Origin of the sequence: Micromonospora sp. NPDC005252, from assembly GCF_042872475.1 — a bacterium.
Taxonomy (GTDB): Bacteria; Actinomycetota; Actinomycetes; order Mycobacteriales; family Micromonosporaceae; genus Micromonospora.
This window is the reverse complement of sequence record NZ_JBIAKN010000002.1, coordinates 632,999-656,904: the sequence shown is the minus strand read 5'-3', so window position 1 is coordinate 656,904 and position 23,906 is coordinate 632,999. Positions and strand designations below refer to the sequence as shown.

Annotated in this window: 22 protein-coding genes, 1 tRNA gene and 2 pseudogenes; 17 read left to right on the top strand and 8 right to left on the bottom strand. The window is 72.6% G+C overall.

Annotated elements, in window-relative coordinates; all coding sequences use genetic code 11:
* Positions 1-123: 123 nt before the first annotated feature.
* Complete coding sequence (locus tag ACFYPH_RS08815; RefSeq protein WP_354859494.1) at positions 124-528, top strand: YjbQ family protein; 405 nt, start codon at positions 124-126, stop codon at positions 526-528.
* A 24-nt stretch (positions 529-552) separates the two neighbouring features.
* On the opposite strand, the gene ACFYPH_RS08810 is transcribed toward ACFYPH_RS08815, so the two are convergent.
* Positions 553-1,497, bottom strand: a complete 945-nt coding sequence (locus ACFYPH_RS08810; protein ID WP_387180281.1) for a LysR family transcriptional regulator — start codon at positions 1,495-1,497, stop codon at positions 553-555.
* A gap of 72 nt (positions 1,498-1,569) precedes the next feature.
* Here ACFYPH_RS08810 and ACFYPH_RS08805 point away from each other — a divergent pair, with 72 nt between their 5' ends.
* From ACFYPH_RS08805 to ACFYPH_RS08780, 6 genes are all read left to right on the top strand, one after another.
* On the top strand, positions 1,570-2,526 hold the full coding sequence (locus ACFYPH_RS08805; protein ID WP_355064229.1) for an EamA family transporter: 957 nt from the start codon (positions 1,570-1,572) through the stop codon (positions 2,524-2,526).
* Positions 2,527-2,604: 78 nt separating this feature from the next.
* Positions 2,605-3,060 carry a MarR family winged helix-turn-helix transcriptional regulator gene (locus ACFYPH_RS08800; RefSeq protein ID WP_387180564.1) on the top strand — a complete coding sequence of 152 codons (456 nt, stop codon included), beginning with the start codon at positions 2,605-2,607 and terminating at the stop codon, positions 3,058-3,060.
* A 51-nt stretch (positions 3,061-3,111) separates the two neighbouring features.
* Entirely contained in the window at positions 3,112-5,574 is a 2,463-nt protein-coding gene (locus ACFYPH_RS08795; RefSeq protein WP_387180279.1) for a thiamine pyrophosphate-dependent enzyme, read from the top strand.
* Between the two features lie 112 nt (positions 5,575-5,686).
* Complete coding sequence (locus tag ACFYPH_RS08790; RefSeq protein WP_030330240.1) at positions 5,687-6,124, top strand: DUF3052 domain-containing protein; 438 nt, start codon at positions 5,687-5,689, stop codon at positions 6,122-6,124.
* Positions 6,125-6,211: 87 nt separating this feature from the next.
* Complete coding sequence (locus tag ACFYPH_RS08785; protein ID WP_354856558.1) at positions 6,212-6,679, top strand: peroxiredoxin; 468 nt, start codon at positions 6,212-6,214, stop codon at positions 6,677-6,679.
* Positions 6,680-6,754: 75 nt separating this feature from the next.
* A tRNA-Val gene (locus tag ACFYPH_RS08780) sits at positions 6,755-6,826 on the top strand.
* A gap of 141 nt (positions 6,827-6,967) precedes the next feature.
* On the opposite strand, the gene ACFYPH_RS08775 is transcribed toward ACFYPH_RS08780, so the two are convergent.
* A complete protein-coding gene (locus ACFYPH_RS08775) occupies positions 6,968-7,183 on the bottom strand; it encodes a GntR family transcriptional regulator (RefSeq protein WP_233578732.1) in 216 nt (71 codons plus the stop codon).
* A 657-nt stretch (positions 7,184-7,840) separates the two neighbouring features.
* On the opposite strand from ACFYPH_RS08775, the gene ACFYPH_RS08770 reads away from it, so the two are divergent.
* The gene (locus ACFYPH_RS08770; RefSeq protein ID WP_354856562.1) at positions 7,841-8,014 is read left to right on the top strand and encodes a hypothetical protein; all 174 of its coding nucleotides are present in this window, start codon (positions 7,841-7,843) and stop codon (positions 8,012-8,014) included.
* A 120-nt stretch (positions 8,015-8,134) separates the two neighbouring features.
* On the opposite strand, the gene ACFYPH_RS08765 is transcribed toward ACFYPH_RS08770, so the two are convergent.
* A complete protein-coding gene (locus ACFYPH_RS08765; RefSeq protein ID WP_387180276.1) occupies positions 8,135-9,580 on the bottom strand; it encodes an RICIN domain-containing protein in 1,446 nt (481 codons plus the stop codon).
* A gap of 157 nt (positions 9,581-9,737) precedes the next feature.
* Positions 9,738-10,607 (bottom strand): class I SAM-dependent methyltransferase, encoded by an 870-nt coding sequence (locus ACFYPH_RS08760; protein ID WP_387180274.1) that lies wholly within the window; start codon positions 10,605-10,607, stop codon positions 9,738-9,740.
* 261 nt (positions 10,608-10,868) lie between these two features.
* Between ACFYPH_RS08760 and ACFYPH_RS08755 the strand changes: the two genes are divergently transcribed.
* The 3 genes from ACFYPH_RS08755 to ACFYPH_RS08745 all read left to right on the top strand — a co-directional run bounded on the left by ACFYPH_RS08755 (position 10,869) and on the right by ACFYPH_RS08745 (position 12,883).
* Positions 10,869-11,420, top strand: coding sequence for a DinB family protein (locus tag ACFYPH_RS08755; protein ID WP_387180271.1), 552 nt, complete (start codon positions 10,869-10,871; stop codon positions 11,418-11,420).
* A 47-nt stretch (positions 11,421-11,467) separates the two neighbouring features.
* A complete protein-coding gene (locus ACFYPH_RS08750; RefSeq protein WP_387180268.1) occupies positions 11,468-12,016 on the top strand; it encodes a hypothetical protein in 549 nt (182 codons plus the stop codon).
* A gap of 210 nt (positions 12,017-12,226) precedes the next feature.
* Positions 12,227-12,883 (top strand): HAD-IA family hydrolase, encoded by a 657-nt coding sequence (locus tag ACFYPH_RS08745; RefSeq protein ID WP_387180264.1) that lies wholly within the window; start codon positions 12,227-12,229, stop codon positions 12,881-12,883.
* Positions 12,884-12,952: 69 nt separating this feature from the next.
* On the opposite strand, the gene ACFYPH_RS08740 is transcribed toward ACFYPH_RS08745, so the two are convergent.
* A complete protein-coding gene (locus ACFYPH_RS08740; RefSeq protein WP_387180262.1) occupies positions 12,953-13,885 on the bottom strand; it encodes a phosphotransferase in 933 nt (310 codons plus the stop codon).
* Between ACFYPH_RS08740 and ACFYPH_RS08735 the strand changes: the two genes are divergently transcribed.
* Both ACFYPH_RS08735 and ACFYPH_RS08730 read left to right on the top strand, forming a co-directional pair.
* Positions 13,812-14,267: a GNAT family N-acetyltransferase gene (locus tag ACFYPH_RS08735; RefSeq protein WP_387180259.1), complete on the top strand. Its 456-nt coding sequence runs from the start codon at positions 13,812-13,814 to the stop codon at positions 14,265-14,267. The genes ACFYPH_RS08740 and ACFYPH_RS08735 overlap by 74 nt on opposite strands.
* A 79-nt stretch (positions 14,268-14,346) precedes the next feature.
* Positions 14,347-15,489 (top strand): polysaccharide pyruvyl transferase family protein, encoded by a 1,143-nt coding sequence (locus ACFYPH_RS08730; RefSeq protein WP_355064258.1) that lies wholly within the window; start codon positions 14,347-14,349, stop codon positions 15,487-15,489.
* Between the two features lie 6 nt (positions 15,490-15,495).
* Here ACFYPH_RS08730 and ACFYPH_RS08725 read toward each other — a convergent pair whose 3' ends face one another.
* Positions 15,496-15,702: a hypothetical protein gene (locus ACFYPH_RS08725; protein ID WP_354856579.1), complete on the bottom strand. Its 207-nt coding sequence runs from the start codon at positions 15,700-15,702 to the stop codon at positions 15,496-15,498.
* 128 nt (positions 15,703-15,830) lie between these two features.
* Positions 15,831-16,703, bottom strand: a complete 873-nt coding sequence (locus ACFYPH_RS08720; protein WP_355064260.1) for a PfkB family carbohydrate kinase — start codon at positions 16,701-16,703, stop codon at positions 15,831-15,833.
* 150 nt (positions 16,704-16,853) lie between these two features.
* On the opposite strand from ACFYPH_RS08720, the pseudogene ACFYPH_RS08715 reads away from it, so the two are divergent.
* The 3 genes and pseudogenes from ACFYPH_RS08715 to ACFYPH_RS08705 all read left to right on the top strand — a co-directional run.
* Positions 16,854-17,576: pseudogene (locus tag ACFYPH_RS08715) on the top strand (ATP-dependent helicase); the annotation flags it as partial.
* A 441-nt stretch (positions 17,577-18,017) separates the two neighbouring features.
* Positions 18,018-20,168, top strand: a pseudogene (locus tag ACFYPH_RS08710) (DEAD/DEAH box helicase); the annotation flags it as partial.
* Positions 20,168-21,082, top strand: a complete 915-nt coding sequence (locus tag ACFYPH_RS08705; protein ID WP_387180254.1) for an SWIM zinc finger family protein — start codon at positions 20,168-20,170, stop codon at positions 21,080-21,082. The pseudogene ACFYPH_RS08710 and the gene ACFYPH_RS08705, both read left to right, overlap by 1 nt.
* 4 nt (positions 21,083-21,086) lie before the next feature.
* Here the strand turns inward: ACFYPH_RS08705 and ACFYPH_RS08700 are convergent, their stop codons facing one another.
* Positions 21,087-21,344: a DUF3040 domain-containing protein gene (locus tag ACFYPH_RS08700; RefSeq protein WP_234586377.1), complete on the bottom strand. Its 258-nt coding sequence runs from the start codon at positions 21,342-21,344 to the stop codon at positions 21,087-21,089.
* 427 nt (positions 21,345-21,771) lie between these two features.
* Here ACFYPH_RS08700 and ACFYPH_RS08695 point away from each other — a divergent pair, with 427 nt between their 5' ends.
* Positions 21,772-23,901: a DUF1800 family protein gene (locus ACFYPH_RS08695; RefSeq protein WP_354856591.1), complete on the top strand. Its 2,130-nt coding sequence runs from the start codon at positions 21,772-21,774 to the stop codon at positions 23,899-23,901.
* Positions 23,902-23,906: the final 5 nt, after the last annotated feature.

Here is a 23,906-nt window from a genome sequence, read left to right as displayed (position 1 = left end):
GTCGTCACGTCTAGGTGCCCCCGACGCGATGCTGAACACAGGTACCCGTCGGTAACTTAGCGCGACGACCCTTCCTTTCCCCATGCACCGGGGCTCCCGGCCCGCTGCGGCAGAATGCGACGTATGCGCAGTGACGTGATCACCGTCCAGACCGGGACCCGGCCGGCCGTCCGGGACATCACCGCCGAGGCCCAGAGCTTCGTCTCCGGCGAGGGAGACGGCCTGCTGCACGTCTTCGTGCCGCACGCCACCGCCGGGCTGGCGATCATCGAGACCGGATCGGGCTCCGACGACGACCTGCTCACCGCCCTCGACGCGCTGCTGCCCACCGACAACCGCTGGCGGCACCGGCACGGCTCGCCCGGCCACGGCCGGGACCACGTGCTGCCGGCCTTCGTTCCGCCGTACGCGACGCTGCCGGTGCTCGACGGACGCCTCGCCCTGGGCACCTGGCAGTCCATCTGCCTGGTCGACACCAACGGCGACAATCCCACCCGCCAGGTCCGCTTCTCCTTCCTCCCCGCCTGACCCGCTCCCGCCCGCGGGTCGGGCTCAGCCGGGCCTACCGGCGGGGGCGTCGTCGACGGCCACGCGGGCCGGTGCCGAGGCGGACGCGGTGAGTTCGGCGAGGAACGCCTCCATGGCCGGGCGCAGCGGTCCCGTGCCCCGGCCCCGGGTCACCGCGAAGATCCGCCGCTCGGTCACCGGGTCGGTAAGCGGCTCGACGTGCACGGCTGGCGGCACCCCGCGCAGCGCCATCTCCGGTACGAGTGCCGCGCCGAGACCCGCGCCGACGAGGTCGAGCGTCAGTGCGAAGTCGATGGCCTGGTGGCGGATGTCCGGCTCGAATCCGGCCAGCCGACAGGCGTGCAGCGTGGAGTGCAGGCAAGGAGTGCCCTCGGCGCTGGCCACCCATCGCGCCTCGCGCAGGTCGTCGAGCCGGCCCGACCGGCTGCCCCAGCCGGCCGGCGTGATCAGGTGCATCGGGTCACTGGCGATCGGGTGTCGATCCAGGTCGGGTGGGAGCGGCGTCGGGACGTGGTCGTACTCCTGGAGCACGATCACATCGAGCTTGCCCGAGCGGAGGTCGAGTTGGCTCTGCTGGTCCTCAGCCTCGAAGACGCGCACGTCCAGGTCCGGATGTCGGGCGATCGCCCGTGCGGCGGCCGGCGCGACCAGGGCTCCGGCCGCCGAGGGGAAGGCTCCCACCCGTACGGCCCCGCTGACGTCGCGCCGCAGCGCCGCGAGCCCCGCCCCGGCCTGCTCGACCGCGCTGATGATCTGCTTCGCATGGTCGGCGAGCACGTAGCCGGCCGGGGTGAGCACGACCCCTCGGCCGGAACGTTCGACCAGCTCGCAGCCGGCCTCGCGGGCGAGCTGACCGAGCTGCTGGGAGACCGCGGAGGGGGTCACGTGCAGGGCTGCGGCCGCTGCGGTGACCCCGCCGCGCAGGGCCACCTCGTACAGCACGCGGAGCCGTCGAACGTCGAGGTCCATTAAGCAAGGCTACAGAATCGCTGAAGAACTAGGAAATTGTGCTAATAGGTAACGTCTCGCAGAGTCGATCTCATGAGAATGTCGCACCGACTCCAGGCGGTCCTGGTCGCCGCCATCTGGGGCGTCAACTTCGTGGTCATCGACATCGGCCTGCGGGATCTGCCGCCGCTGGTGCTTACCGCGCTGCGGTTCGTCGTCGTCGCCGTACCGCTGGTCTTCCTCGTGCCGCGGCCGACCGCCCGGGCGATCTACGTCGTCGCCTACGGCCTGATCCTCGGGGTGCTGAAGTTCGGGGTGCTGTTCAGCGCGATGGCCCTGGGCATGGGCGCCGGCCTCGCCTCCCTGGTGCTGCAAGCGCAGGCCCTGGCGTCGGTGGTGCTCGCCGCGCTGCTGCTGCGGGAGCGCCCTGCCCGGCGGCAGATCGCCGGTGTGCTGGTCGGCTCGGTCGGCATCGGCGTGCTCGCGGTCTCCGGCGGTGGGCACACCACTGCGATCGGCTTCGCGTTCACCCTCTTCGCCGCCGGGAGTTGGGCCGTCGCGAACGTCGTGGTGCGCGCCAGCGGCGAAACCCGGCCGATCTCCCTGCTCGTCTGGTCCAGTCTGGTGCCGCCGCTGCCGCTGTTCGGGCTGGCCGCCGTCGTCAACGGCCCGCAGGTGGTGCTCGACTCGCTGCTCGGCCTCTCCTGGCGCGCCCTGGCGGCGGTCGGGTACGTCGCCTACGTCTCGACCCTGGTCGGGTTCGGCCTCTGGAACCATCTCATCGGCCGCTACTCGGTCGCCCGGGTCGCGCCGTTCAGCCTGCTCGTGCCCGTCTTCGGGCTCACCGCGTCGTGGCTCCTCCTGCACGAGCGGATGACCGGCGGCGAGGTGCTGGCGGCCCTGATCGTGCTGGTCGGGCTCGCGCTCGTGGTCAGCGGCTCACGCCCGTCGGCTGAGCCGGCCGACCAGGCGCGACCAGCCAGCACCATGATCCGCACAACGTCGGAGAAACCGCTGCCTCGACGCGCGTTCAAGCAGCAACAGCGCTGACGTCGCGCGGATCTTTGCGCGAAGGCGGCCGGCGCGGGTGCGTACGATACGGCTGTGGCACAGGAGGCCTTTTCCCCGATGGCGGGGCCGGTGGACCGGGCCGGCCTCGCGGCCGACGTGGTGCGCCGGATGGCACACCTGACCGCCTCGCTGCGACACCGGCAGGGCACCGCGTTCGCCGAGTTGGGGCTCACCCCGGCCACGGCCCGCGCGTTGCACGAGCTGGACCCGGACCGTCCACTGCCCGCCCGGGATCTCGCCGATCGGCTGGGCTGCGACCGGTCCAACGTGACGGCGCTTGTCGACCGGCTGGAGCAGGCCGGCCTGGTCGAGCGTCGTACCGACCCGACCGACCGCCGGCAGAAGACCCTCGTGGTGACCGGTGACGGCCGGGCCGTGCGGGACCGGGTGACCGAGGTGATGTCCGACTCCCGACTCCTGGCCGGGCTGAGTGACCAGGAGCTGTCCACCCTGCGTGACCTGGTGTGGAAGGTGTCCGACGGCGGCTGTCCGGAGCCGTGCGACCCGGCGTGAGTCGACCCGCGCCGGCCGTGTCCCACTGGGCGAGCATGGCCCGCGTCGGTAATGCTGTCGGACGTGACCACCCCGCAAGATCTCGACGACCGGTTCCGGGAGACGCTGGCGGCGCTGCCCGCCGCGCAGCGGAGGCGTGACCCCGCCGACCCGGTCACCGACGACGCCCCGCTGACCGGCGCGCAGCTGCTGGACCTGTTCGACGCGCAGGTGACCAGTCGCCAGCTCGACCTCGCCGGTCGTTGGCTGCGCAGTTTCGGGGAGGGTTTCTACACCATCGGCTCGGCCGGGCACGAGGGCAACGCGGCGGTCGCCGCCGCGCTGCGCCCCACCGACCCGGCGTTGCTGCACTACCGCTCCGGGGCGTTCTACTGCGTGCGGGCGGCCCAGGTCGCCGACGCCACGACGCCGACCGACACCGCCGACGCCGAACCGGCCACCGGCCGGGAGCCGGCCGCCGACCCGGAGCCGGCCGCCGACCCGGAGGCGGCCGCGGTGCCCGAGCCGGCCGGGTCCGAGCGGCCCACCGGCGGGTTCGCGGCGTACGCCGAGGCGGCCCGGGACGTGCTGCGCGGAATGGTCGCCTCCAGCGAGGAGCCGATCGCCGGTGGCCGGCACAAGGTGTTCGGCCGCGCCGACCTGGCGATCGTGCCGACCACCTCCACCATCGCCTCGCACCTGCCCCGCGCGGTCGGGATGGGGCTGGCCGTGGAGCGGCTGCGCCGGCTGGACACCGTCGGGCGCCGTGCCGGGGCCGGGGTACGGGTCGGCAGCGGGGCCGGCGCGGCGCACGTCCCCTGGCCGCCGGACGCCATCGTGGTCTGTTCGTTCGGCGACGCGTCGGTCAACCACGCCAGCGCCACCGCCGCCTTCAACACCGCCGGCTGGTACGACCACGCCGGACTGCGCATCCCGGTGCTCTTCGTCTGCGAGGACAACGGGCTGGGCATCAGCGTCCGCTCGCCGGAGGGCTGGGTGGAGGCGACGCTGCGCGCCAAACCGGGCATCCACTACTTCAGCGCCGACGGGGCCGACCCGGTACGGGCGTACGAGGTGGCGCAGAAGGCCGCGGCCTGGGTACGCCGGCACCGGCGGCCCGCCGTACTGCACCTGCGCACGGTCCGGCTGATGGGCCACGCCGGGGCGGACGCGGAGTCGGCGTACCGCAGCCCCGCCGAGCTGGCCGAGGACATTCAGCGGGATCCGGTGGCCGCCACCGCCCGGCTGCTCGTCGACGCCGGTGTGGCGACCGCCGACGAACTGCTGGCCCGGTACGACGAGACCGGCTGGCAGGTCCGCCGACTGGCCGAGGAGGTGCTGGGCGAGCCGAAGCTGGCCTCCGCCGCCGACGTGGTGTCGGCGCTGGCGCCCCGCCGCCCGGTGCGGGTGGCGCGGGCGGTGGCCGACGCGGCGGCACGGGCCAGCGGGTCGGGCTCGGCGGCGCGGGAGGAGGCGTTCGGGGGCAAACCGCCGGAGCTGGCCGGCCCGCTCACCCTGGCGCAGAGCATCAACGCGGCGCTCGCCGACGGGCTGCTCGACCACCCCCAGATGGCCGTCTTCGGCGAGGACGTGGCCGCCAAGGGTGGCGTGTACGGCGTGACGAAGGGCCTGCGGGACCGGTTCGGCGCGGCCCGGGTCTTCGACACCCTGCTCGACGAGACGTCGGTGCTCGGGCTGGGCCTCGGCGCCGGGCTGGCCGGGATGCTGCCGGTGCCGGAGATCCAGTACCTGGCGTACCTGCACAACGCCGAGGACCAGCTGCGCGGCGAGGCCGCGACCATGCAGTTCTTCTCGCGGGGCGCCTTCCGCAACCCGATGGTCGTGCGGGTGGCCGGGCTGGCGTACCAGGAGGGGTTCGGCGGGCACTTCCACAACGACAACTCGGTGGCCGTACTCCGGGATGTGCCGGGTCTGGTGATCGCGGTGCCGGCGCGGCCAGACGACGCCGCGCCCATGCTGCGGACCTGCCTGGCGAGCGCGGCGGTGGACGGCAGCGTCTGCGTGTTCCTGGAGCCCATCGCGCTCTACCACACCCGCGACCTGTACGCCGAGGGTGACGGGGAGTGGCTGGCCGGCTATCCGGAGCCCGGCTCGTGGGTGGCCGGGCACGTGCCGGTCGGCCGGGCCCGGGTCTACCGGGTCGGCTCGGCCGACGACCTGACCATCATCACCTTCGGTAACGGGGTACGGATGTCACTGCGGGCCGCCGCCGTCCTCGCCGAGGAGGGGGTGGGCACCCGCGTGGTGGATCTGCGCTGGCTGGCGCCCCTGCCGGTGGCCGACATCATCCGGGAGTCCTCGGCGACCGGCCGGGTGCTGGTGGTGGACGAGACACGCCGCTCCGGCGGGGTCGGCGAGGGGGTGATCGCCGCGCTGGTCGACGCCGGATACGTGGGTGCCGCGCGGCGGGTGGCCGGAGTTGACTCTTTTGTACCATTGGGTCCGGCAGCCCGTCATGTTCTGGTCTCCCCGGAAGCCATTACCGACGGTGCCCGTACGCTGCTGGCACGGTAAATTCCGTTCCACCCGGTGCGCCACTTGCGCGCAGAGGCACAACTGTGTGGACTTTGCCTGACGGCGTCGGTCCGACGCCGCGAGCAGGGACGAAATGAGGAGGCACGCGACAGTGAGCGCGACCGCTGGTCAGGCCGCCGACGGGGTACGCAGCCTGGCGGACCGGTTCGGCATCGAACCGGGGATGGTCGTCATGGAGATGGGGTACGACGACGACGTCGACCAGGATCTCCGCGACGCCCTGACCGACCGCTGTGGAGATCTGGTCGACGAGGACACCGACGAGGTGGTCGACGCGGTGCTGGTGTGGTACCGCGACGGCGACGGTGACCTCTTCGAGCTGCTCGTCGACGCCCTCGGCCCGCTGGCCGACAACGGGGTCGTGTGGCTGCTCACCCCGAAGGCGGGGCGCGAGGGGCACGTTGAGCCGAGTGAGGTCGCGGAGTCCGCGCCCACCGCCGGCCTCCAGCAGACCTCGACCGTCAACGCCGGCCGGGACTGGAGCGGCGCCCGCCTGGTGCTGCGCCGTGGGGCCAAGGCCAAGAAGTAGCCGTCATCGCTTTCTCGCGCCCGGCGGTCCGCACCGCCGGGTGTGGCAGGCTGGCGTCGTCCCCCGACTCGACCCCGAGGAGTGCTCATGCCGATCGAGGTTGGCGCCGAGGCGCCGGACTTCGTGCTGAAGGACCAGAACAACCAGGAGGTCCGCCTGTCGGACTTCCGGGGCCGGCGCACCGTGCTGCTGGTTTTCTACCCGCTGGCGTTCACCGGCACCTGCCAGGGCGAGCTGGCCGAGGTGCGGGACAACCTCGACGAGTACGTGAACGACGACGTCCAGGTGCTGACGGTCAGCGTCGACTCGGCCTACAGCCACAAGATCTGGGCCGACCGGGAGGGCTACCAGTTCCCGATGCTTGCCGACTTCTGGCCGCACGGCGCCGTCGCCCAGGCGTACGGGGTCTTCAACGAGGTGGCCGGCTTCGCCAACCGGGGCACCTTCGTCATCGACAAGGCCGGCGTGGTCCGCTTCGCCGAGATGAACGGCCCGGGCGAGGCCCGCGACCAGCAGGGCTGGCGCAAGGCCATCGCCGACGCGACCGCCGGATAGGGGTACGCCGTGCGGCCGGGCCGGCGGCGAGCAGGTAGGCTTGCCAGCCACCGGCCCGCCGCACACGGGCGATCCGGGCGCGTAGCTCAGTGGGAGAGCACCCGCCTTACAAGCGGGGGGTCGCAGGTTCGAAACCTGCCGCGCCCACCCTTCGCCACCAGCGGAAACCGCCCCGAGAAGATCAGTTCCCGGGGCGGTGACAGCAGCGAGGTCTACGAGAGCCGTTCGTCGAACGCCTGACGCATCGCGTCAAGGTTGGCAGCAGCCATCCCGTGGCCAGCGGCCCGGCTACTCCGCGACGAAGACTCCCACGCCGGGCAGGGTCTCGGTCATACCTTTGATCCGCAACACCTGCATGGCGCGGTCGATCACCGGCTCAGTAACCCCGTAGTGCTCGATCAACTCTCGCCGACTGGGCAGTTTGGAGCCCGGCTGGAACTCGCCTGACGCGATGCGTTCGGCGAGGTCGTCGGCGATCTGTTCGTAGCGGTAACGCGGTGGCACGTGGTTCTCCTCGGTTGGCAACACGAGTAGACCACCTACGTCAGCCCTTGACTACCCAACGGTACCTGTGGGGGGTTGCCGAGGAGGTCGATTCCCTCGGTTGGCGCTGTGGGCCGTCCTCGCCGGCGTGGATGTCCGGCGCGTCCCCCCGCCTCGGGCATCCACGCCTCCAGATTGCTGCGGCACGAGGAGGCGGCAGTGTGTCCTTTGGCTTGGGCAGCACGGCAGACCACGGCGCGAGCGGGAGTGGCGAGCTGGTGAAGCGAGTCTCGTACGACGAGTACGTCTTGGCGGTGGCGCTGACTTTGGCTCGCCGTCACCGGCCCGTCTGGTCCTGGCGGCATTGGCGGCGCATCTGCCGCTGCGGAGGCGAGCTGCCATGTCGAAGCCGCCACCGCATTCCGATCAACCGCGGCCACTGGCCCAGCCAGGATGGCCCGCAGTGACCACTCACCACCCGACCAAGCCGGCCTGGACGTGCGGCGCCTGTGCGGGGGAGTGGCCATGCGAGACCCGGCGCCGAGAGCTGCGGGCCGAATACGACCGAGCCCGAGTGTCGCTGGCCCTCTACCTGGCCGCCCATCTCGTCGACGCCGCGCAGGACCTGGTCCACGTTCCCGCCAGTCACCTGCACTACCGCTTCCTCGGCTGGACGCGATGAGCATCCTGCGGCCTGGCGACGAGAAGTTCCACTACAGCGACGGCTCGCACAAGTGGATCCCACCGAACCCGGACTACGACCAGGAAGTCTGGGATGAGCAGGTCCACCAACACAAGCAGGGCCACCTCAGGAACGAGCGCCCGAAGGTCCGCATCCAGCGCCTCGTCTGACGGCAGCGAAGTACAGCAACCGGCCAGCCGAACCGAGCCGAGAAGTGTTGCAGCAAGCCGTCCGACCTCGCACCAAGCCGTCCGTAGTTGCCTCAAGGCCGTCTCTACGTGACGGCGATGTCAGGACTGGGTGCGGGTCCACTGCTGGTTGGTGCCAGTTCCGCAGGTGTACTGAGTGATGTCGGTGCCGTCTGCGGTGCCGCTGCTCACCACGTCCAGGCACTTGCCGCTGTGTCGGGCGCGCAGCTGGTAGTAGTTGCCGGTGGCGACCCACTGCCACTGCTGATTGGTGCCCCCGCCACAGCTGTACTGGATGACGTTGGCGTTGTTGGCGGTGGAGGCGTCGGCGACGTCGAGGCATTTGCCGCTGTTCTGGTTGACGATCCGGAAGTAGCCGCTGCCGGCGTCGCGGAACTCCCACTTCTGGTTCGCGCCCCCGTTCCAGGACCATTGTTTGACTTCGGCGTTGTCGGTGACGGCCTGGTCCAGCACGTCGACCACCTTGCCGCTGTTGCGGTTGGTGATGCGGTAGTAGAGCGGCGCCTCCCCGGTGACGGTGCCCGCGGCGGCGTCGATGGTGATGGTGGGATACCAGGTCAGGCTCATGGTCGTGGCCGAAGGGAAGGCGATCGGCAACCACACGTACTGGGAGTCGTTGGCCGGCCCGCCCCAGGCGCCGGCCCAGCGGTCGCCGAGGTAGAGGTAGCTCGTCGACGACGTGCCCTGGATGGGGAGCACGAAGGCCGACTGGGAGCGGAAAGTGGTCGAGTCCCCGACGTTGGTCATGCCGGTCCACGGGCCGGAAATGCTGGACGCCGTGGCGTACCTGGCCTGGTTCGGGCTCCAACCGGTCAGGCCCGAGGTGAGCAGGAAGTAGGTGCTACCGCGCTTGAACAGAGCCGGTGCCTCACGGTTGCCGTCGTTCCAGAAGTTGCCGACCAGCGTGGCCACGGAGAGATAGTCGGCGGTGAGGCGATAGATGAGCAGGTCGCGGTTCTCGTCACCGGCGGAGGCCATGTAGGCGGTACCGCCGTCGTTGTAGAGCGTGATGTCTCGCGACATGTTTCCCAGCGGCCGGAAGCTGCCGTGGTACGTGTAGGTGCCGTCCACGGTGGCCGAGGAGGCGACGGCGGCCCTGGCCTCGCCGTAGTCGCTGCCGTTCTCCTTGTGCATCCACATCACGTACCGGTTGGTGCTGGCGTTGTAGATGACCTTCGGCCGCTCGATGTTGGCCGACTGCAGTTCCGCCGCCGACGACTGGGTCAGCACGTTGTTGCGGAACTCCCAGTCGCGCAGGTTGGTGGAGCGGTAGACGGAGACGGCCCGGAACGTGTTGTTGGCGTTGCGGTTCTCACCGAAGCAGTAGTAGTAGTCGCCGACCTTGAGTACCCCACCGCCGTGCGCGTGCAGCACGTTGCCGGCGGTGTCGGTGAACTGTGTGCCGTTGGAGATCGTGACCGGCGCGGCCTGGGCCGGGGCTGCGGCCATGGTGGTGACCGCCACGATCGCCGTTCCGACCAGGGTGAGCGCCGCCATCAGGGATGCAAGCCGTCTGTTGCGTCTCACTACGTTCGTCCTTCCGTGGGCGGGCGGCGACCCGCCGCCGACTGCGGACGACGGCGCCACCGTCCGAACCAATCCATTCATGAATGTACATCTGTCGTCGTCGACTACCTCATCCGCCGGCTGGTGCCGTTGTGGGAGCCAGTGAGTCCCACCGGGGTCAGGCGCGATCCGCGACCATCACCCGACTGTGGGCGAGTGACGCACGGCGGATCGGCAGGGCGAGTGCCCGCGCCGTGTCGAGCAGGTCGTGGTCGCCGGTGACGGTGAAGCCGTGTCGGGCGAGCAGGGCGGCCATGGCGGCGGGCGTCCAGGTCGAGCGCCACGGCTCGGTAGCCCAGACACTCCGCCGGCCGGTGGACGCCATCAGCAGCCGTGCGACGAGCCGGCCCAGCGTCAGGGATTTCCCGGGGAGCTGGAAGTTGACGATGAGGCGGCTCGTCGGCGCAGAGCACGCGGCGATCGCGGCAACCGTCGTGGACACCTCGGCAGCCGTCAGGTACGGCACGACCCCCTCCCAGATCCACGTCGTCGGCTCGCCGGGGCGATGCCCGGCGGCTGCCAACGCCTCGGCGAGGCGGTCGCGGCCGAAGTCCACCGGCACGAACGTCGGTGAAGTGCCGGGCAGGCCCTCGGCGCGTTCGCGTTTGTCGCGCTGGCTGCTCGGCTGGTCGACCTCGAAGACCGTCTTGTCGGCGAGTTCCGGCATCCGCCAGGCGCGACCGTCCAGCCCTGCCCCCAGGATCACCACCTGCGAGCTGCGATGGTCACGTACGGCGTCGTCGATCGCGACCGTCCGGGGCACCATCATCTCGGCGCAGGCCCGTACGGTCTCGTAGTCGACCCGTTGCCGCCACGGCTTGGGCGCGGAAGCGCCGCGTACCCAGTCGACGGCCTCCCGTTCGTCGGCGCGGAGCAGGCGCATGGCCGTCGGGTCCGCGAAACGGCCGGGAGCGATCAGGCCGTCCGCCGCCGCGCGGCCCTGGCAGACGAGCACCGCCGTACGGCTCGCGGATTGCGTCGTCGGCATAGCTCGCGCTCCTGTCCGTGTCGCGGCATGGGCTCTGGGTGCCGACGCTACCGTCGCGCGAAGCCGGTCGGCCCGTTGGTCTCGGTCTCCACGACCATCACTTGACCGCACCGGATAGCCTTCGCGGCTATGGGCGCGATCAAACCGTGGCACCTCGCGGTCCTCAGCATCTGTTGTCTGCTGCCAACGGCGGTGGCGATCGCCGGTGGAGTCTGGGCCGTACGCCGCAACCGCACCCGCCGCTGAGTCGAGGCGACACGCATGACCAACGCGGACCAGCACGGTCATCCCGAGCCGCCCGTCGCGGGCGACGAGACCGCCACACTCCTGGGCTCCCTGGACCGCCAGCGCGCCACCCTGGCCTGGAAGACCGGCGGGCTCGACGCGGCCGGCCTGCGGGCGACGCTCGGCCCGTCGTCGATCACCCTGGGTGGGCTGCTCAAGCACCTGGCGCTGGTCGAGGACCTCTACTTCTCGCTCAAGCTGGCCGGACGTTCACCCGGGCCACCGTGGGACACCGTCGACTGGGACGCCAACCCCGGCTGGGAGTGGCGCTCCGCCGCCGAGGACACCCCGGAACAGCTCTACACGCTGTGGCGGGAGGCCGTGGCGCGCTCCCGGGCCACGGTCACCGAGTTGCTGGCCGACGGCGGCCCGGAGCAGTTGGCCCGGGGCGAGTGGCCCGACGGTCGGGTGCCGAGCCTGCGCCGGGTCCTGGTCGACCTCATCGAGGAGTACGCGCGGCACGTCGGGCACGCCGACCTGATCCGGGAGTCGGTGGACGGGCTCACCGGCGAGGACCCGCCCCGCTGAACGTGGCCCACTGCGACAGGGCCGTGGGGCACCGCCAGAATGGGCGCGTGCAGGACACCGTCGCCGTCGCGCTGATCACCTCACTGTCCACGTTGGCCGCCGCAGCCCTGACCGGGCTGGTCGGCGCGTTCAGCACCCGTCGGCAACTCGCCCACCAGCTCACCGTCGCCCGGCAGGAGAGCGCCGACCGGTGGGCGACCCGGCGTGACGAGCTGCGACGCGACGCGTACGTCGGGTTCCTCAGCGCCTGCGACGCGGCGTACCGGCGGCTGGACCGGCGGTGGGTCGAGCCGGGCGTGGACAGGGCCACGCCCGGCTACGACGAGACGTACGCGGCGATGCGCGCCGTGGACGAGGCGTACAACCTGGTGTTGTTGGAAGGCCCGGCGGACGTCGCGGCGGCGGGCCGGTCGGTGCTGGCCAGCCTCACGACGGAGTACGCCGAGCAGCGCCGCCTCGCCGACGAGCCGGGCGACGCGGCGGTGCCGCTTCGCGACCGGCACCGGGAGCGCTGGCTCGTGGCCATCGAGGTACGGACCAACCGGCGCGTCGCGTTCGTCGACGTCGTGCGTTCCGTGTCGGGCCGGGAGGAGTGACGCAGCCGGGTGGGGTGTCTCAGCTGGTGAAACCCCCGTCAGGTGCGCGACGGTCGCCGCGATGTCGGCGGGTCATGCAAACGATCGCGATGTCGGCGGGTCATGCAAACGATCATGTCGACGGCTCGTCTTCGAGTCTGGCGGCCATCGGACCACTCGTTCCCAGCGCCGGGTCCGTTTACCGCCGCCGGCCAGGGACGCCCTATCCTCGTGACGGAGCGTACGGGGGGCATGATCGTGGAGCTGGCAGACGTCGACGCGGTGCTGTTCGACATGGACGGCACCCTGGTCGACTCCGACGCCGCCGTCGAGCGGGCCTGGGAGCGCTGGGCGTCCGAGTACGCCGTCGAGCCGGCGGCGGCGCTCGCGATCGCGCACGGCAGGCCCGCCGATCAGACGATCCGCCGGCTCCTTCCCTCGCTCGATGACGCGGCGGTCGCCGTGGCGGCGGCACGGCAGTTGGCGTTGCAGTACGACGACCTGTCCGACGTGACCGCCACCCCGGGCGCCCTCGAGCTGCTGTCGACGTTGGCCCGGTTGGGGTTGCCCTGGGCGGTGGTGACCAGCGCCGACGTCCGGCTGGCCGAGGCCCGGCTCGGTGCCGCCGGCATCACCGCGCCCGTGCTGGTCACCGTCGAGGACGTGCGCGCGGGCAAGCCGGCCCCGGAGGGCTACCTGCGGGCCGCCGCGCTGCTCGACGTGCCACCGGCGCGCTGCCTGGTCGTCGAGGACGCCGAGGTCGGGTTGCAGGCCGGGCGCGCGGCCGGCGCGATGACCGCCGCGCTCAAGGGACTCGACGGCGACCTGCGGCTGGTCGACCTGACGCAGCTGGCGTACGGGTTCACCTCGGCACCCACGGCACGCTGACCGGCAGGGTCGCGCATCCGCCGTGACGCTCGGCCAGACCTGGCAGCGCGACAGCGCCAACGGGTCGCATCAGGCGAGCCGCTCGGCCAGCCAGGGGAGCAGGGCGTCGGCCTGGGCCTGCTGGAACGCCCGTACGGTGGGGATGCCGGGCGGCGGCGGACGGCGGGCGCTGTCGGCGAAGAAGCCGGCCAGTCCGGCGTACACCCCGGTGAGCGCGGCCGGGTCGACACCGGCGGTGAGCGGCAGCCGGCGCAGCATCGCCTCCGTGTCGTGCCCGCCGTAGAGCCGGACGTTCACCAGCAGCAACGCGGTGTCCAGCCAGGCCGGCCCCCGGCAGGCCCACGGCCAGTCGACGACTGTCACCGTCCCGGCCGCGTCGAGCAGCAGGTTGTCGGCCCGCACGTCCAGGTGGCAGAGCGTGTCCCCGCTCAACGCGGCGACGCCCTCGTCGGCGGCGTGCCGCAGGTCGTCCAGGTGGGCCCGAACCCACGGATCGAGTCGTGGCGGCGGGTCGGCGGCGATCCGGTGCCAGCCGGCGAAGTCCCCGGCCAGCAGCTCGGCGGCGGCCGGCACGTGCGCGACGGGGTTCGGGGTGAGCGCGACGGCCATCGCCTCCAGGGCGCCCAGCACGCGGGTCAGCTCGTCCGCCCGCCACGGGGTTGTCGGGTGCCGTCCGTCCACGTCGGAGAAGACCAATGCCACCCACTCGCCGTCGTCGTGGCAGCCCAGCAGGCGGGGCGTCGGCGCTGTCGGCGGTAGCGCGCCGGCGGTGCGGGCCTCGGCGCGGTGCATGACCGGGCTGTCCGGGTTCTGTGCCGGGCTGACCGCCTTCACGAAAGCCCGCCGGCCGGTCGCGGTGCGGACCCGGTCGGCGGTGCCCGGCGAAAAGCCACCCGACTGGGACACCGCCTCGACCACCCGATCACCGATGATGCCTTCCACCGCGGATCGGACCGCCGCCGGCAGATCACCCCAGCCGATCCGCGTCGCTGTCCCCTGCATCCCGCCACGGTGCGCCCGCCCCGCCCCGATGAACAACCCATTTCCCGGGCTCGATGATCATGTGGTTGCCGGGCCTCTTTGGGAAATCGGCCGGGTCGCGGCCCCGTCGCGGGTATCACGGTGGCGGCGTCTGCGTGGTTCTGCGGCACCCGGCCCGACGCGGGCCTGGATTCAGAACATCGAGGTACATCCGGCGCACCGGGGGCGTGGCCACGCGCGGCGGATGATCCAGCTCGTCGAGGCCGAACTGGTCGGACTCGGGGTGCCCGAGCTGGGGTTGAACGTCTTCGGAACGAACACCGTGGCGATCGGGCTCTACCGGAGCCTGGGCTTCGAGGTCACCGCGCAGCAGATGGCCAAGCGCATCGACCCGGCGGGCTGAGCCACCCCGGCCCCGGTTCAGGACTGTTCGCCCGACCAGCGGGAAACCGCTGCGGACCGCACCCGGGGAGGAGCGACGGATGACGCATGGCGCCGGACTGACCATCGGTGTGCTCGGCTCGTACGGTGGCCGGAACCTCGGCGATGAGGCGATCCTCACCGGTCTCCTCATCGATCTACGCATGCAGGAACCCAACGCCCGGATCATCGTCTTCTCCCGCAACCCGGAACACACCCGCGCCGCCCACCCGGACGTCGAGGCGGTGCCCTGGGAAGGCGTCAGCCGTACCGACTCGGCGTTGGTACTGGCTCAACTCGACCTGCTCATCCTCGGTGGCGGCGGGATCCTCTACGACCGGGAGGCCCGCCGCTATCTGCGGGTCGTGCGGGTCGCCCAGGAACGGGGCCTGCCCCTCCTCACGTACGCGGTGGGGGTCGGGCCGCTCAGCGACGCGGTCGACACCGGCATGGTCCGGGAGACGCTCGCCAGCGCGACCCAGGTGACCGTCCGCGACCAGGAGTCCCGGATGGTCCTGGAAGAGGCGGGACTGCTCAACCCGATCACGGTCACCGCCGACCCGGCGTTTCTGTTGCAGCCGGCCGACTTTCCGGTGCACCTGCTCAGCGAGGAGGGGGTGCCGGCCGGTAAGAGGCTGGTCGGGATCAGCGTGCGGGAGCCGGGACGGGCCGCCGAACGCCTCGACGTCGACGGTTACCACCGGCTGCTGGCCCAGATCGGTGACTTCCTGGTGCACCGCATCGACGCGTACGTGCTGTTCGTGCCGATGGAACGCGACGACATCCGGCACTCGCACGGGGTGTTGTCGCACATGGTCGCCGCCGAGCGGGGGCGGATCCTGCACGGCACCTACTCACCGGAGCAGGTGCTCGGGCTGATGCGCCACTTCGACCTGGCCGTCGGCATGCGTCTGCACTTCCTGATCTTCGCGGCGATGGTGGGCACGCCGTTCCTGCCGCTGCCGTACGCCGGCAAGGTCTTCGACCTGGCCCAGCGGCTCGGTGTGCCGGCGCTGCGGGGCGTGGAGCGGGAGGTGGAGGGGCCGCTGCTGGCCGAGGTCGACCGGCTCTGGGACGAACGCGAGGAACGCGCCGCGGCCACGGCCCGTCGGGTCGCGGAGGTCTGCGAGCAGGCGCGGGGCACCTCGGAGGTCACCCGTGGCGTGTTGGACAGACTGCGCGCTCAGGCCCTCACCCGAGTCTGACCCGCGTCACACCGCCGGACCGGTCCACCGGTAGCGCCACTCGCGGCCTTCCTCGCGGGCGGACTCCAACTCGTAGATCTGCGCCTCCGCCAGCCCACCGGACCCGATGTGGTGGTGGGTGAGCGGCGGCCGGCCGTTGGTGTCCAGTTCGACGGTCACGGTCTGCCCGTCCGCCGCGCCGCCGACGAGGAGGATCTGCACGGATGAAGCCATGCGCCCATCCTGCCCGTCACGAGGGCGCCTCGCAGCGGGATACGGGGCAGCGCGAGGGGCCCGACGTGGTTACGGTCGGCGAATGACGGAGCAGACCATCGGCGCGCTCTGAGCCCGGCCGCCCGTCGTCATCCGGCGGGTAACAGGCCCGGCGGATACTCCATGCCGTCGTGGGCGCAGGCCGCCGCGGCGACCCGTGCCGCGTACCGGGCCGCCTCGGGCAGGGGCTCGCCCCGCAGCCGCCCGGCGATCAGCCCGGCCGCGAACGCGTCGCCGGCCCCGTTGCTGTCCACCACCGGCCCCGGCGCGGCGGCGGGCGGCACCGGCACCCGCGTGCCGTCGCCCGGGTACAGCTCCGCGCCGTCCGCGCCCCGGGTCACCACCACGGTCCGGGGCGCCAGCGTGCCGGCGAGGGCCGCGGCCCGCTCGCCCAGCCGCACCCCGCTGACCAGGACCAGGTCGGCGACCTCGGCGAACGGCCGGTGGTAGGGGTTCGTGCCGTCCCAGTCGTGCAGGTCGGTGGAGAGCGACACGCCCGCCGGGAGCGCGGCCCGCACGGCGGGCAGCAACGGCACCACCCAGTCCATGATCGAAAGGTGTACGTGCCGGGCGTCCGCGACCAGCTCGGCCACCTCCGCGGGCGAGAACGGCGGGTCGCCCCGCCACGGGCGCGGGTCGTACAGCGAGGTGCGCCGGCCGCCCGGGTCCACCAGGTTCACCGACCGTCGGGTCCCGCCGCTGTCCTGCGCCAGCACCGCCGGCACCGCGGCCCGGGTCAGCGCCGCCCGGATCAGATCGCCGGCCGGGTCGGCGCCGAGCGTGTCGACCACCCGTACCCGCAGCCCGAGCGCCCGGCCGGCCAGCGCCACCCCGGCGCCGGTGTTGCCGATCCGCAGCTCGATCGGTTCGACGGTGTGCGAGTCGGCGGCCGGCAGCGGCAGCGCGGGCACCCGAACCCGCACATCCACCCCGAGCCCGCCGACAACCAGGAGATCGACCATGGTGCCGACGCTAGCCCAGCCCGGCGTGGGCACCCCCACACCCCCGACCTGGAGTCGATCAACCCGTCGGCGGCGTGTGTCGTGCGGTGGGCGCTGACGCTCGTCGCCCCGGGCCGCCTATCCTGGGCGCGGGCGGCGGAGGGGGAGTAGGTGCTGGTCATCCATGGGCTGTGGAAGCCCTGCGACGACTCGACCGCTGGCCTCGCGGTCTGGGCCGAGGACAGCGCCGCGCCGCCGTCTCCGGTCCGCCCCGGCAGGCCGCCCCGGGAGCGCCCGCATCCCTTCGCCGCCGGGCACGCGGACCTGGTCGCGGCTCTCGCCGACGCCGCCGAGCCGGCCCGCCCGGCCACCGCGCTGCTCACCCTGCCCACCCGGGCGGGCGCGCCGACCGACTCACCCGAGCTGATCCGGACCACCGTCGCACCCCCGGCCCGCGGCCAGCTCACCCTCGCCGCGTGGCGGGTGCCCGTCCTGGTGTACGCCCCAGACGACGCCCTCGCACTGCTGCGCGCCCTGGACGACCTCCCGGCGGTGCCCGGGGCGACCCTGCGCCACCTCGCCGAGCTGGCCGACTTCGCCGCCGACCTCGTGGCCCGGGGCCGGGTCCTGCCCGGCGTCAGCACGCGGATCCCCACGGCCGGCTCGGTCGATGCCCCTGTCGGCTCGCCGGATGCCGGCGTGGCGTCGCAGGCCGGGTCGGCCGATGTCGACGTGACCGGGCTGGTGGCAGACCGGGCAGCCCAGGTGGCTGCGCGGGCCGTCTGGCGTCCGCTGCTGACCGGCACCGACGCCGCCTGGGCGCGCTCGCTGGCACTGGCGCTGCCGCCCGCAGCCCGCGCCGCCGCCCCCGTCCCGGTCGTCGTCCCCGCTGGGGCTGCCACCGCGCCGTCGGCCGTTGCCGCTACCGCTGCTGCGGTGCCGGCCGCCGAGCTGGTGGCGGACGCGCTCGACGCGCTCACCGACGCCGCCGCCCGAGCGGCCCTCGTGACCACCACGCTGGCCCGAGGAGTACGCCCTGGCGGGCCCGCGCCGGCCTGGTTGGCCGCGCTCGCCGGCCCCCGCCGCGACTTCACCGTCGACCGGGCCGCACTGGACATCCTGCGCGCCGAACTCGACGACTGGCAGCGCGACGCGGCCGGCGGCGCCGTCCGGGCCAGCTTCCGCCTGGTGGAGCCGGCCCCCGACGAGGTCACCGAGCCGATCCTGGCCACCCGCCCGCTGCCGGGCGACGCGCCGCCCGCGTCTGTTCGCACGGGCGGCGGTGAGCTGGCCGAGGGTGGCCCGACAGGCGGCGAGGACTCCCCGGCGGCGCGGTGGCGGCTGGAGTTCGGGTTGCAGGCGGCCGATGAGCCGGGGCTGCACATCGACGCCGGGGAGGTCTGGCGGGCGCACACGTTCGACGGTCTCGCCGACCGTACGGCCAGCCCGCAGGAGACCCTGCTCGCGGAGCTGGGCCGGGCCAGCCGGCTCTGGCCCGACCTGGACGCCGCGCTGCGCACCGCCGCGCCCGAGGCGATGGAGTTGGACGTCGAGGGCGCGCACCGGTTCCTCAGCGAGGGCGCCCCGGTGCTGCACGCCGCCGGCTTCGGGGTGCTGCTGCCCTCCTGGTGGCGGCGTCCGTCGGCGCGGCTCGGCGCTCGGCTGCGCGCCCGCAGCCGGACCGCGCCCGGCACGGTGGCCAGCACCGAGGCCGGCGTCGGGTTGGACGCGCTCGTCGACTACCGCTGGGAGGTCGCGCTCGGCGACCAGCCGCTGTCCGCCGACGAGCTGGCGGCGCTGGCCGAGCTGAAGACCCCGCTGGTACGGCTGCGGGGCCGATGGGTGGAGCTGGACCCGGGTCGGCTCGCGGCCGGTCTGCGTCTGCTGCGCTCGGCCGGCGAGCTGACCGTCGCCGACCTGTTGCGCCTCGGGCTCGCCGACGGCGACGACACCGAGGCGCTGCCGGTGCTGGAGGTGACCGCCGACGGGGCGCTGGGCGACCTGCTCGCCGGCGCGGTCGAGCGCCGGCTCACCCCGCTCGACCCGCCGCCGGGTTTCCAGGGGACGCTGCGGCCGTACCAGCGGCGGGGACTGGCCTGGCTGGCGTTCCTGCGGTCACTCGGCCTGGGCGGGGTGCTCGCCGACGACATGGGGCTGGGCAAGACCGTGCAGTTGCTGGCGCTGCTCGCCGGGGACCCGCCGGAGGCCGGACCGACCCTGCTGGTCTGTCCGATGTCGCTGGTCGGCAACTGGCAGCGGGAGGCGGCCCGGTTCACGCCGACGCTGCGGGTGCACGTACACCATGGGGCGGAGCGGGCGCGGGGGGCGGAGTTCACGGCGGCCGTGCACGGCGCGGACCTGGTCCTCACCACCTACTCGGTGGCCGCGCGCGACGCCGTCGACCTGGCCGGCATCGACTGGCACCGGGTGGTGGTGGACGAGGCGCAGGCGATCAAGAACGCGTCGACCCGGCAGGCCGAGGCGGTCCGCGCGCTGCCGGCCCGGCAGCGGGTGGCGGTGACCGGTACGCCGGTGGAGAACCGGCTCGCCGATCTCTGGTCGATCATGCAGTTCGCCAATCCGGGGCTGCTCGGCCCGGCCGCGACGTTCCGCAAGCGGTTCGCCGAGCCGATCGAGCGCCACGGCGACGTCGAGGCCGCCGAGCGGCTGCGCCGGATCACCGGCCCGTTCGTGCTGCGCCGGCTCAAGACCGACTCGTCGATCATCTCCGACCTGCCGGAGAAGCTGGAGATGGAGGTGCTCTGCAACCTCACGGCCGAGCAGGCCGCCCTGTACCGGGTGGTGGTCGACGACATGCTGGCCCGGATCGAGACCAGCGACGGCATCGAGCGACGCGGGCTGGTGCTGGCCACCATGACCCGGCTCAAGCAGGTCTGCAACCACCCCGCCCAGCTGCTGCGCGACGGCTCGGCGCTGGAGGGCCGCTCCGGAAAGCTGGCCCGGCTGACCGAGATCCTGGAGGAGGTGCTGGCGGCGGGGGAGCGGGCGCTGCTGTTCACCCAGTACGCGGAGTTCGGCGCGATGTTGCGCGGTCACCTGTCGGCGCGCTTCGGCCGCGAGGTGCTGTTCCTGCACGGTGGGCTCGGCAAGGCCGAGCGGGACGCCCTGGTGCAGCGCTTCCAGTCGGCCGACGGCCCGCCGCTGTTCGTCCTGTCCCTCAAGGCCGGTGGCACCGGGCTCACCCTGACCGCCGCCAACCACGTGGTGCACGTGGACCGGTGGTGGAACCCGGCGGTCGAGGACCAGGCCACCGACCGGGCGTTCCGGATCGGGCAGCGCCGGCGGGTGCAGGTCCGCAAGTTCGTCTGCGCCGGCACGGTGGAGGAGAAGGTCGCCGCGATGATCGCCGACAAGCGCGCCCTCGCCGAGCGGGTGGTGGGCACCGGCGAACAGTGGATCACCGAGCTGTCCACGGGTCAGCTGCGGGAGCTGTTCGCCCTGGAGGCCGGGGCGGTGGTGGAGTGATGAGCACGGACCGGTTCGCCGACTACGGCCGTCCCCGACGGGTCGACGGTGGGCTGCGGGCGCGCAGCGCCCGAGGCGCGATCGGGCGGTCCTGGTGGTCCCGGCGCTTCCTGGAGGTGCTGGAGTCGTTCGCGCTCGGCACCCGGCTGACCCGTGGCCGGTCGTACGCGCGGGCCGGTCAGGTGCTCCGGCTCGACATCGCGTCGGGCCGGGTCACCGCCCAGGTGCAGGGTTCCCGGCCCCGGCCGTACGAGGTCTCCATCGCGCTGGCGACGTTCCCGGCCGCGCTCTGGACCCGGATCGAGGACGAGTTGGCCGGGCAGGCGTTCTTCAGCGCCCGCCTGCTCGCCGGGGACCTGCCCGACGAGCTGGAGGAGCTGTTCGTGGCGGCGGGCGCCCCGCTCTTCCCGGCCGCCGTGGACGAGCTGACCCAACGCTGCAACTGCCCCGACTTCGCGGTGCCGTGCAAGCACCTCGCGGCCACGTTCTATCTGCTCGCCGAGGCGTTCGACGCGGACCCGTTCGAGCTGCTGCACTGGCGTGGCCGCTCGCGCGCGGACCTGCTCGACCGATTGCGCGCCCGCCGGGCCGAGGCCACCGGCACGGCGGTGTCGCCCGCGCCGGCTGCCGCCCCCGGCGACGCCGGGTCCACTTCGGACGTCAGTTCGTCCGCGGTGGACGCGCTGCCGCCGGTCGGTGCGGCCCGGGCGCTCGCCGGGCTGGCGACCACCCCCCTCGCGGAGGCGGTGGACCGCTTCTGGGCGTCGCCGGTGCCGCTGCCCGACCGGCCACCCCGACTGGCGACCGGGCCGGATCTCCTGCTGCGCCAGCTCGGCCCGCCGGCGCCGGCCATCGGAGGGCCGGGCCTGCTGGAGCGGCTGCGTCGTGCGTACCGGGCGTTCGGCCCGGGGTGAGCCCTCACGTCCAGCGGCGGCGGAACCGCCACATGATCGCCGCGTTGGCCACCAGCACCACCGCGCAGATCGCGCCGGCCAGCCGGCCGGCGAACACGGCCATCGCCGGGAGCGACGCCCACAGCACGATGGTCAACAACATCAGGTAGCGGCCCCTGCGGGCTCGGACCCGGTGGTCCAGCCGGGCGAAGAAGGCCGGGTCACTCTCCCGGAGCTGACGGGTGATCTGGTCGAACCTGCGCTGATCCTCTTTGCTGAGCATGGCGCTGCCTTCCCCTCACGCGTTCAGCGGTTCGGCGGCATACCCGCTGCGGCGGCGGCTCACGCTCGCCCGCTCCTCCTTTTCCCAGCGTGAGGACACTTCACGTCCGGCTTAGCCGAGCCTTAAGTTTGCCTGTGGTGGTGAACGACGCGGAACGTGTCGCGTACGGCGGCCAGGTCCGATCCGTACCCGGCTGCCGCACGTCCGCCCTGCTGGGAAGGTCGGAGCCCGGCCCGCGTCCCCGGCCTGCCACGAACGCGGTGGTGAGGGCTGTCTTAAGTGCCCTCACCGGCGCGTTCGGCTCACCTTGAAGGCACCTGAGCGCTTGGTTACCTTGCCGTAGCAACCCCCTCAGGCAACAGTCGCCGCACCTGCCGCACCTGCTCGGTCGCAGCTTCCGGCGCTCATCAGAAATCGGGATTGGTACATGGCCGACCAGAATGTGCCACCACGTCGACCGCGGGACGACCGCGGCTGGGACGGACGCCAGCACCACACCTCGGACAGTTACGGCGACCCCACCGCGTCCGCGTCGTACGGATACGACTCGCCCCACCCCTACCAGGGCGGCTACCCGGCGCAGGGGGACCCGCGCGAGCAGTACGGCGACGGGTACGCGCACGCCGGACAACCCGCCCCCGCCCCGCGTGGGCCGCAGTGGGTCGGCCCGGAGGGTCTGGGTCGTCCGGCCCCGGCGCGTCCGGCCGGTGCTGGACTGCCCACCCTGGACGATGACGACGAGCCGGGCCGCAAGGTCGGCCGGCGCAAGGCCATTGTCGCGCTCGGTGGCACCGCCGCCGTCGTGGCCGGTGGCGCGGCGCTCGCCATGACGCCGCAGTTCCGCAGCCTCTTCGGTGACGAGGCGGCCGCGGGCGACGCGACGGGCAACACGGTGACCGACGGGACCGCGGCGCGTCCCAGCGGCCAGCAGCCCAGCACGGTGCGTACCTACACCGAGCAGAACGAGAGCTACATGGGCTCCCGGGCCGGCGAGGCGCTGAAGAAGAACGCGCCGACCGGTGGCCGGACCTTCTCCGGCCCGGCGGCGGCCGCCGCGGAGACCACGGTGACCGTCAAGACGGTGCTCGCCAAGGACCCGATCCTGCACCTGGCCCGGCGGGCCACCTTCGGCGCGACGCCCGCCGTGGTCGCCGACATCAAGCGCCAGGGCATCGACGCGTGGATCCGCGGGCAGCTCGACCCGGACAAGATCGAGCCGAGCAAGGCCGAGCTGAAGCTCGCCGAGCTGCCCACCCAGACGCTCTCGGTGGAGCAGCTGCGGACCCAGCGCGACAAGCTCAACGAGCAGGGCGCCCAGCCGGAGCGTGAGGTGGTCGACGCCACCCTGGCCCGCCAGATCTGGTCGAAGCGCCAGCTGTTCGAGGTCATGGTCGACTTCTGGAACGACTTCCTGCACGTCGCCGCCGACTTCGACGGCGGCGAGGTGTACCGCACGTCGTTCGACAAGGACGTGGTACGCAAGCACGCGCTGGGCAGCTACCCCGAGATGCTGGTCGCGGCGAACAAGCACCCCGCGCTGCTGATCTACCTGAACCAGAAGGACTCCCGCAAGGACGCCATCAACGAGAACCTCGCCCGGGAGAACCTGGAGCTGTACTCGGTCGGCGTCGACGGCGGCTACAAGGAGGGCGACGTCCGGCAGGCCGCCATGCTGCAGACCGGCCGTGGCGTCGACGACAAGGGCCAGTACGTCCTGCGCGTCAACCAGCACTACATGGGCAAGGTGAAGATCCTCGGCTTCACCCACGCCAACACGTTCAGCATCAAGGACGTCAACAACCCGACGGCCAAGGAGATCGCCGCCGTGGACGCGGCGATCGACAAGTACATCACCTACATCGCGCTGCACCCCTCGACCGCGAAGTACGTGGCGCAGAGCCTCGCGACCCGGTTCGTCTCGGACACCCCGCCGAAGTCCCTCGTGGACCGGCTGGCCAAGTCGTACACCAGCAACAACGGCATGATCAAGCCGGTGCTGATGACGCTGTTCAGCTCGTCGGAGTTCTGGGCGGCGGTGGGTCAGAAGGTGCGCCGGCCGATGGAGTACCTGGTCGCCACGTACCGCACCCTGGGCGTCGCGCCGGAGGCGTCGGCGAAGAACGACAACGGCGACAACAAGCGCACCCCGTTCGCCCGGGGCCTGCGGCAGATCCAGGACAAGCTGCGTGAGCTGGGCCAGTACCCGATGGGTCAGCCCACCCCGGACGGCTACCCCGACGTCTACGTCGCGTGGACCTCGGCCGGCACGATGGTCAACGGCTGGAACGAGGCCGGCGAGATCGTGGCGGGCTACCGCACCGCCTTCACGTACACGGCGCCGGAGAAGCTGGTCGCCAAGCCGCCGGCCACCGCCGGGGCGTACGTGGACGCGCTCTCGATGCGACTGGTCAACCAGAAGCTGAGCACCCGGGAGAAGAACCTGATCCTCGGCGTGGCCGGCGTGCCGGCGACCGCCAAGGTCGATGCCACGTTCAACGGGGCCATCACCGCCGTCGCGCGGGCGATCCTCGCGTCCCCCCAGCACCACCTCCGGTGAGGCAC

What these genes read in the sequence shown, in the direction of transcription:
- ACFYPH_RS08800 (WP_387180564.1), top strand. Translation starts at nt 2,605, where the DNA reads ATGGCGGGGCCGGTGGACCGGGCCGGCCTCGCGGCCGACGTGGTGCGC.
- ACFYPH_RS08770 (WP_354856562.1), top strand. Translation starts at nt 7,841, where the DNA reads ATGAGCATCCTGCGGCCTGGCGACGAGAAGTTCCACTACAGCGACGGC.
- ACFYPH_RS08735 (WP_387180259.1), top strand. Translation starts at nt 13,812, where the DNA reads ATGATGCCTTCCACCGCGGATCGGACCGCCGCCGGCAGATCACCCCAG.
- ACFYPH_RS08700 (WP_234586377.1), bottom strand. Translation starts at nt 21,344, where the DNA reads ATGCTCAGCAAAGAGGATCAGCGCAGGTTCGACCAGATCACCCGTCAG.
- ACFYPH_RS08785 (WP_354856558.1), top strand. Translation starts at nt 6,212, where the DNA reads ATGCCGATCGAGGTTGGCGCCGAGGCGCCGGACTTCGTGCTGAAGGAC.
- ACFYPH_RS08805 (WP_355064229.1), top strand. Translation starts at nt 1,570, where the DNA reads ATGAGAATGTCGCACCGACTCCAGGCGGTCCTGGTCGCCGCCATCTGG.
- ACFYPH_RS08705 (WP_387180254.1), top strand. Translation starts at nt 20,168, where the DNA reads ATGAGCACGGACCGGTTCGCCGACTACGGCCGTCCCCGACGGGTCGAC.
- ACFYPH_RS08740 (WP_387180262.1), bottom strand. Translation starts at nt 13,885, where the DNA reads ATGCAGGGGACAGCGACGCGGATCGGCTGGGGTGATCTGCCGGCGGCG.
- ACFYPH_RS08730 (WP_355064258.1), top strand. Translation starts at nt 14,347, where the DNA reads ATGACGCATGGCGCCGGACTGACCATCGGTGTGCTCGGCTCGTACGGT.
- ACFYPH_RS08815 (WP_354859494.1), top strand. Translation starts at nt 124, where the DNA reads ATGCGCAGTGACGTGATCACCGTCCAGACCGGGACCCGGCCGGCCGTC.
- ACFYPH_RS08760 (WP_387180274.1), bottom strand. Translation starts at nt 10,607, where the DNA reads ATGCCGACGACGCAATCCGCGAGCCGTACGGCGGTGCTCGTCTGCCAG.
- ACFYPH_RS08755 (WP_387180271.1), top strand. Translation starts at nt 10,869, where the DNA reads ATGACCAACGCGGACCAGCACGGTCATCCCGAGCCGCCCGTCGCGGGC.
- ACFYPH_RS08795 (WP_387180279.1), top strand. Translation starts at nt 3,112, where the DNA reads ATGCTGTCGGACGTGACCACCCCGCAAGATCTCGACGACCGGTTCCGG.
- ACFYPH_RS08725 (WP_354856579.1), bottom strand. Translation starts at nt 15,702, where the DNA reads ATGGCTTCATCCGTGCAGATCCTCCTCGTCGGCGGCGCGGCGGACGGG.
- ACFYPH_RS08810 (WP_387180281.1), bottom strand. Translation starts at nt 1,497, where the DNA reads ATGGACCTCGACGTTCGACGGCTCCGCGTGCTGTACGAGGTGGCCCTG.
- ACFYPH_RS08695 (WP_354856591.1), top strand. Translation starts at nt 21,772, where the DNA reads ATGGCCGACCAGAATGTGCCACCACGTCGACCGCGGGACGACCGCGGC.
- ACFYPH_RS08720 (WP_355064260.1), bottom strand. Translation starts at nt 16,703, where the DNA reads ATGGTCGATCTCCTGGTTGTCGGCGGGCTCGGGGTGGATGTGCGGGTT.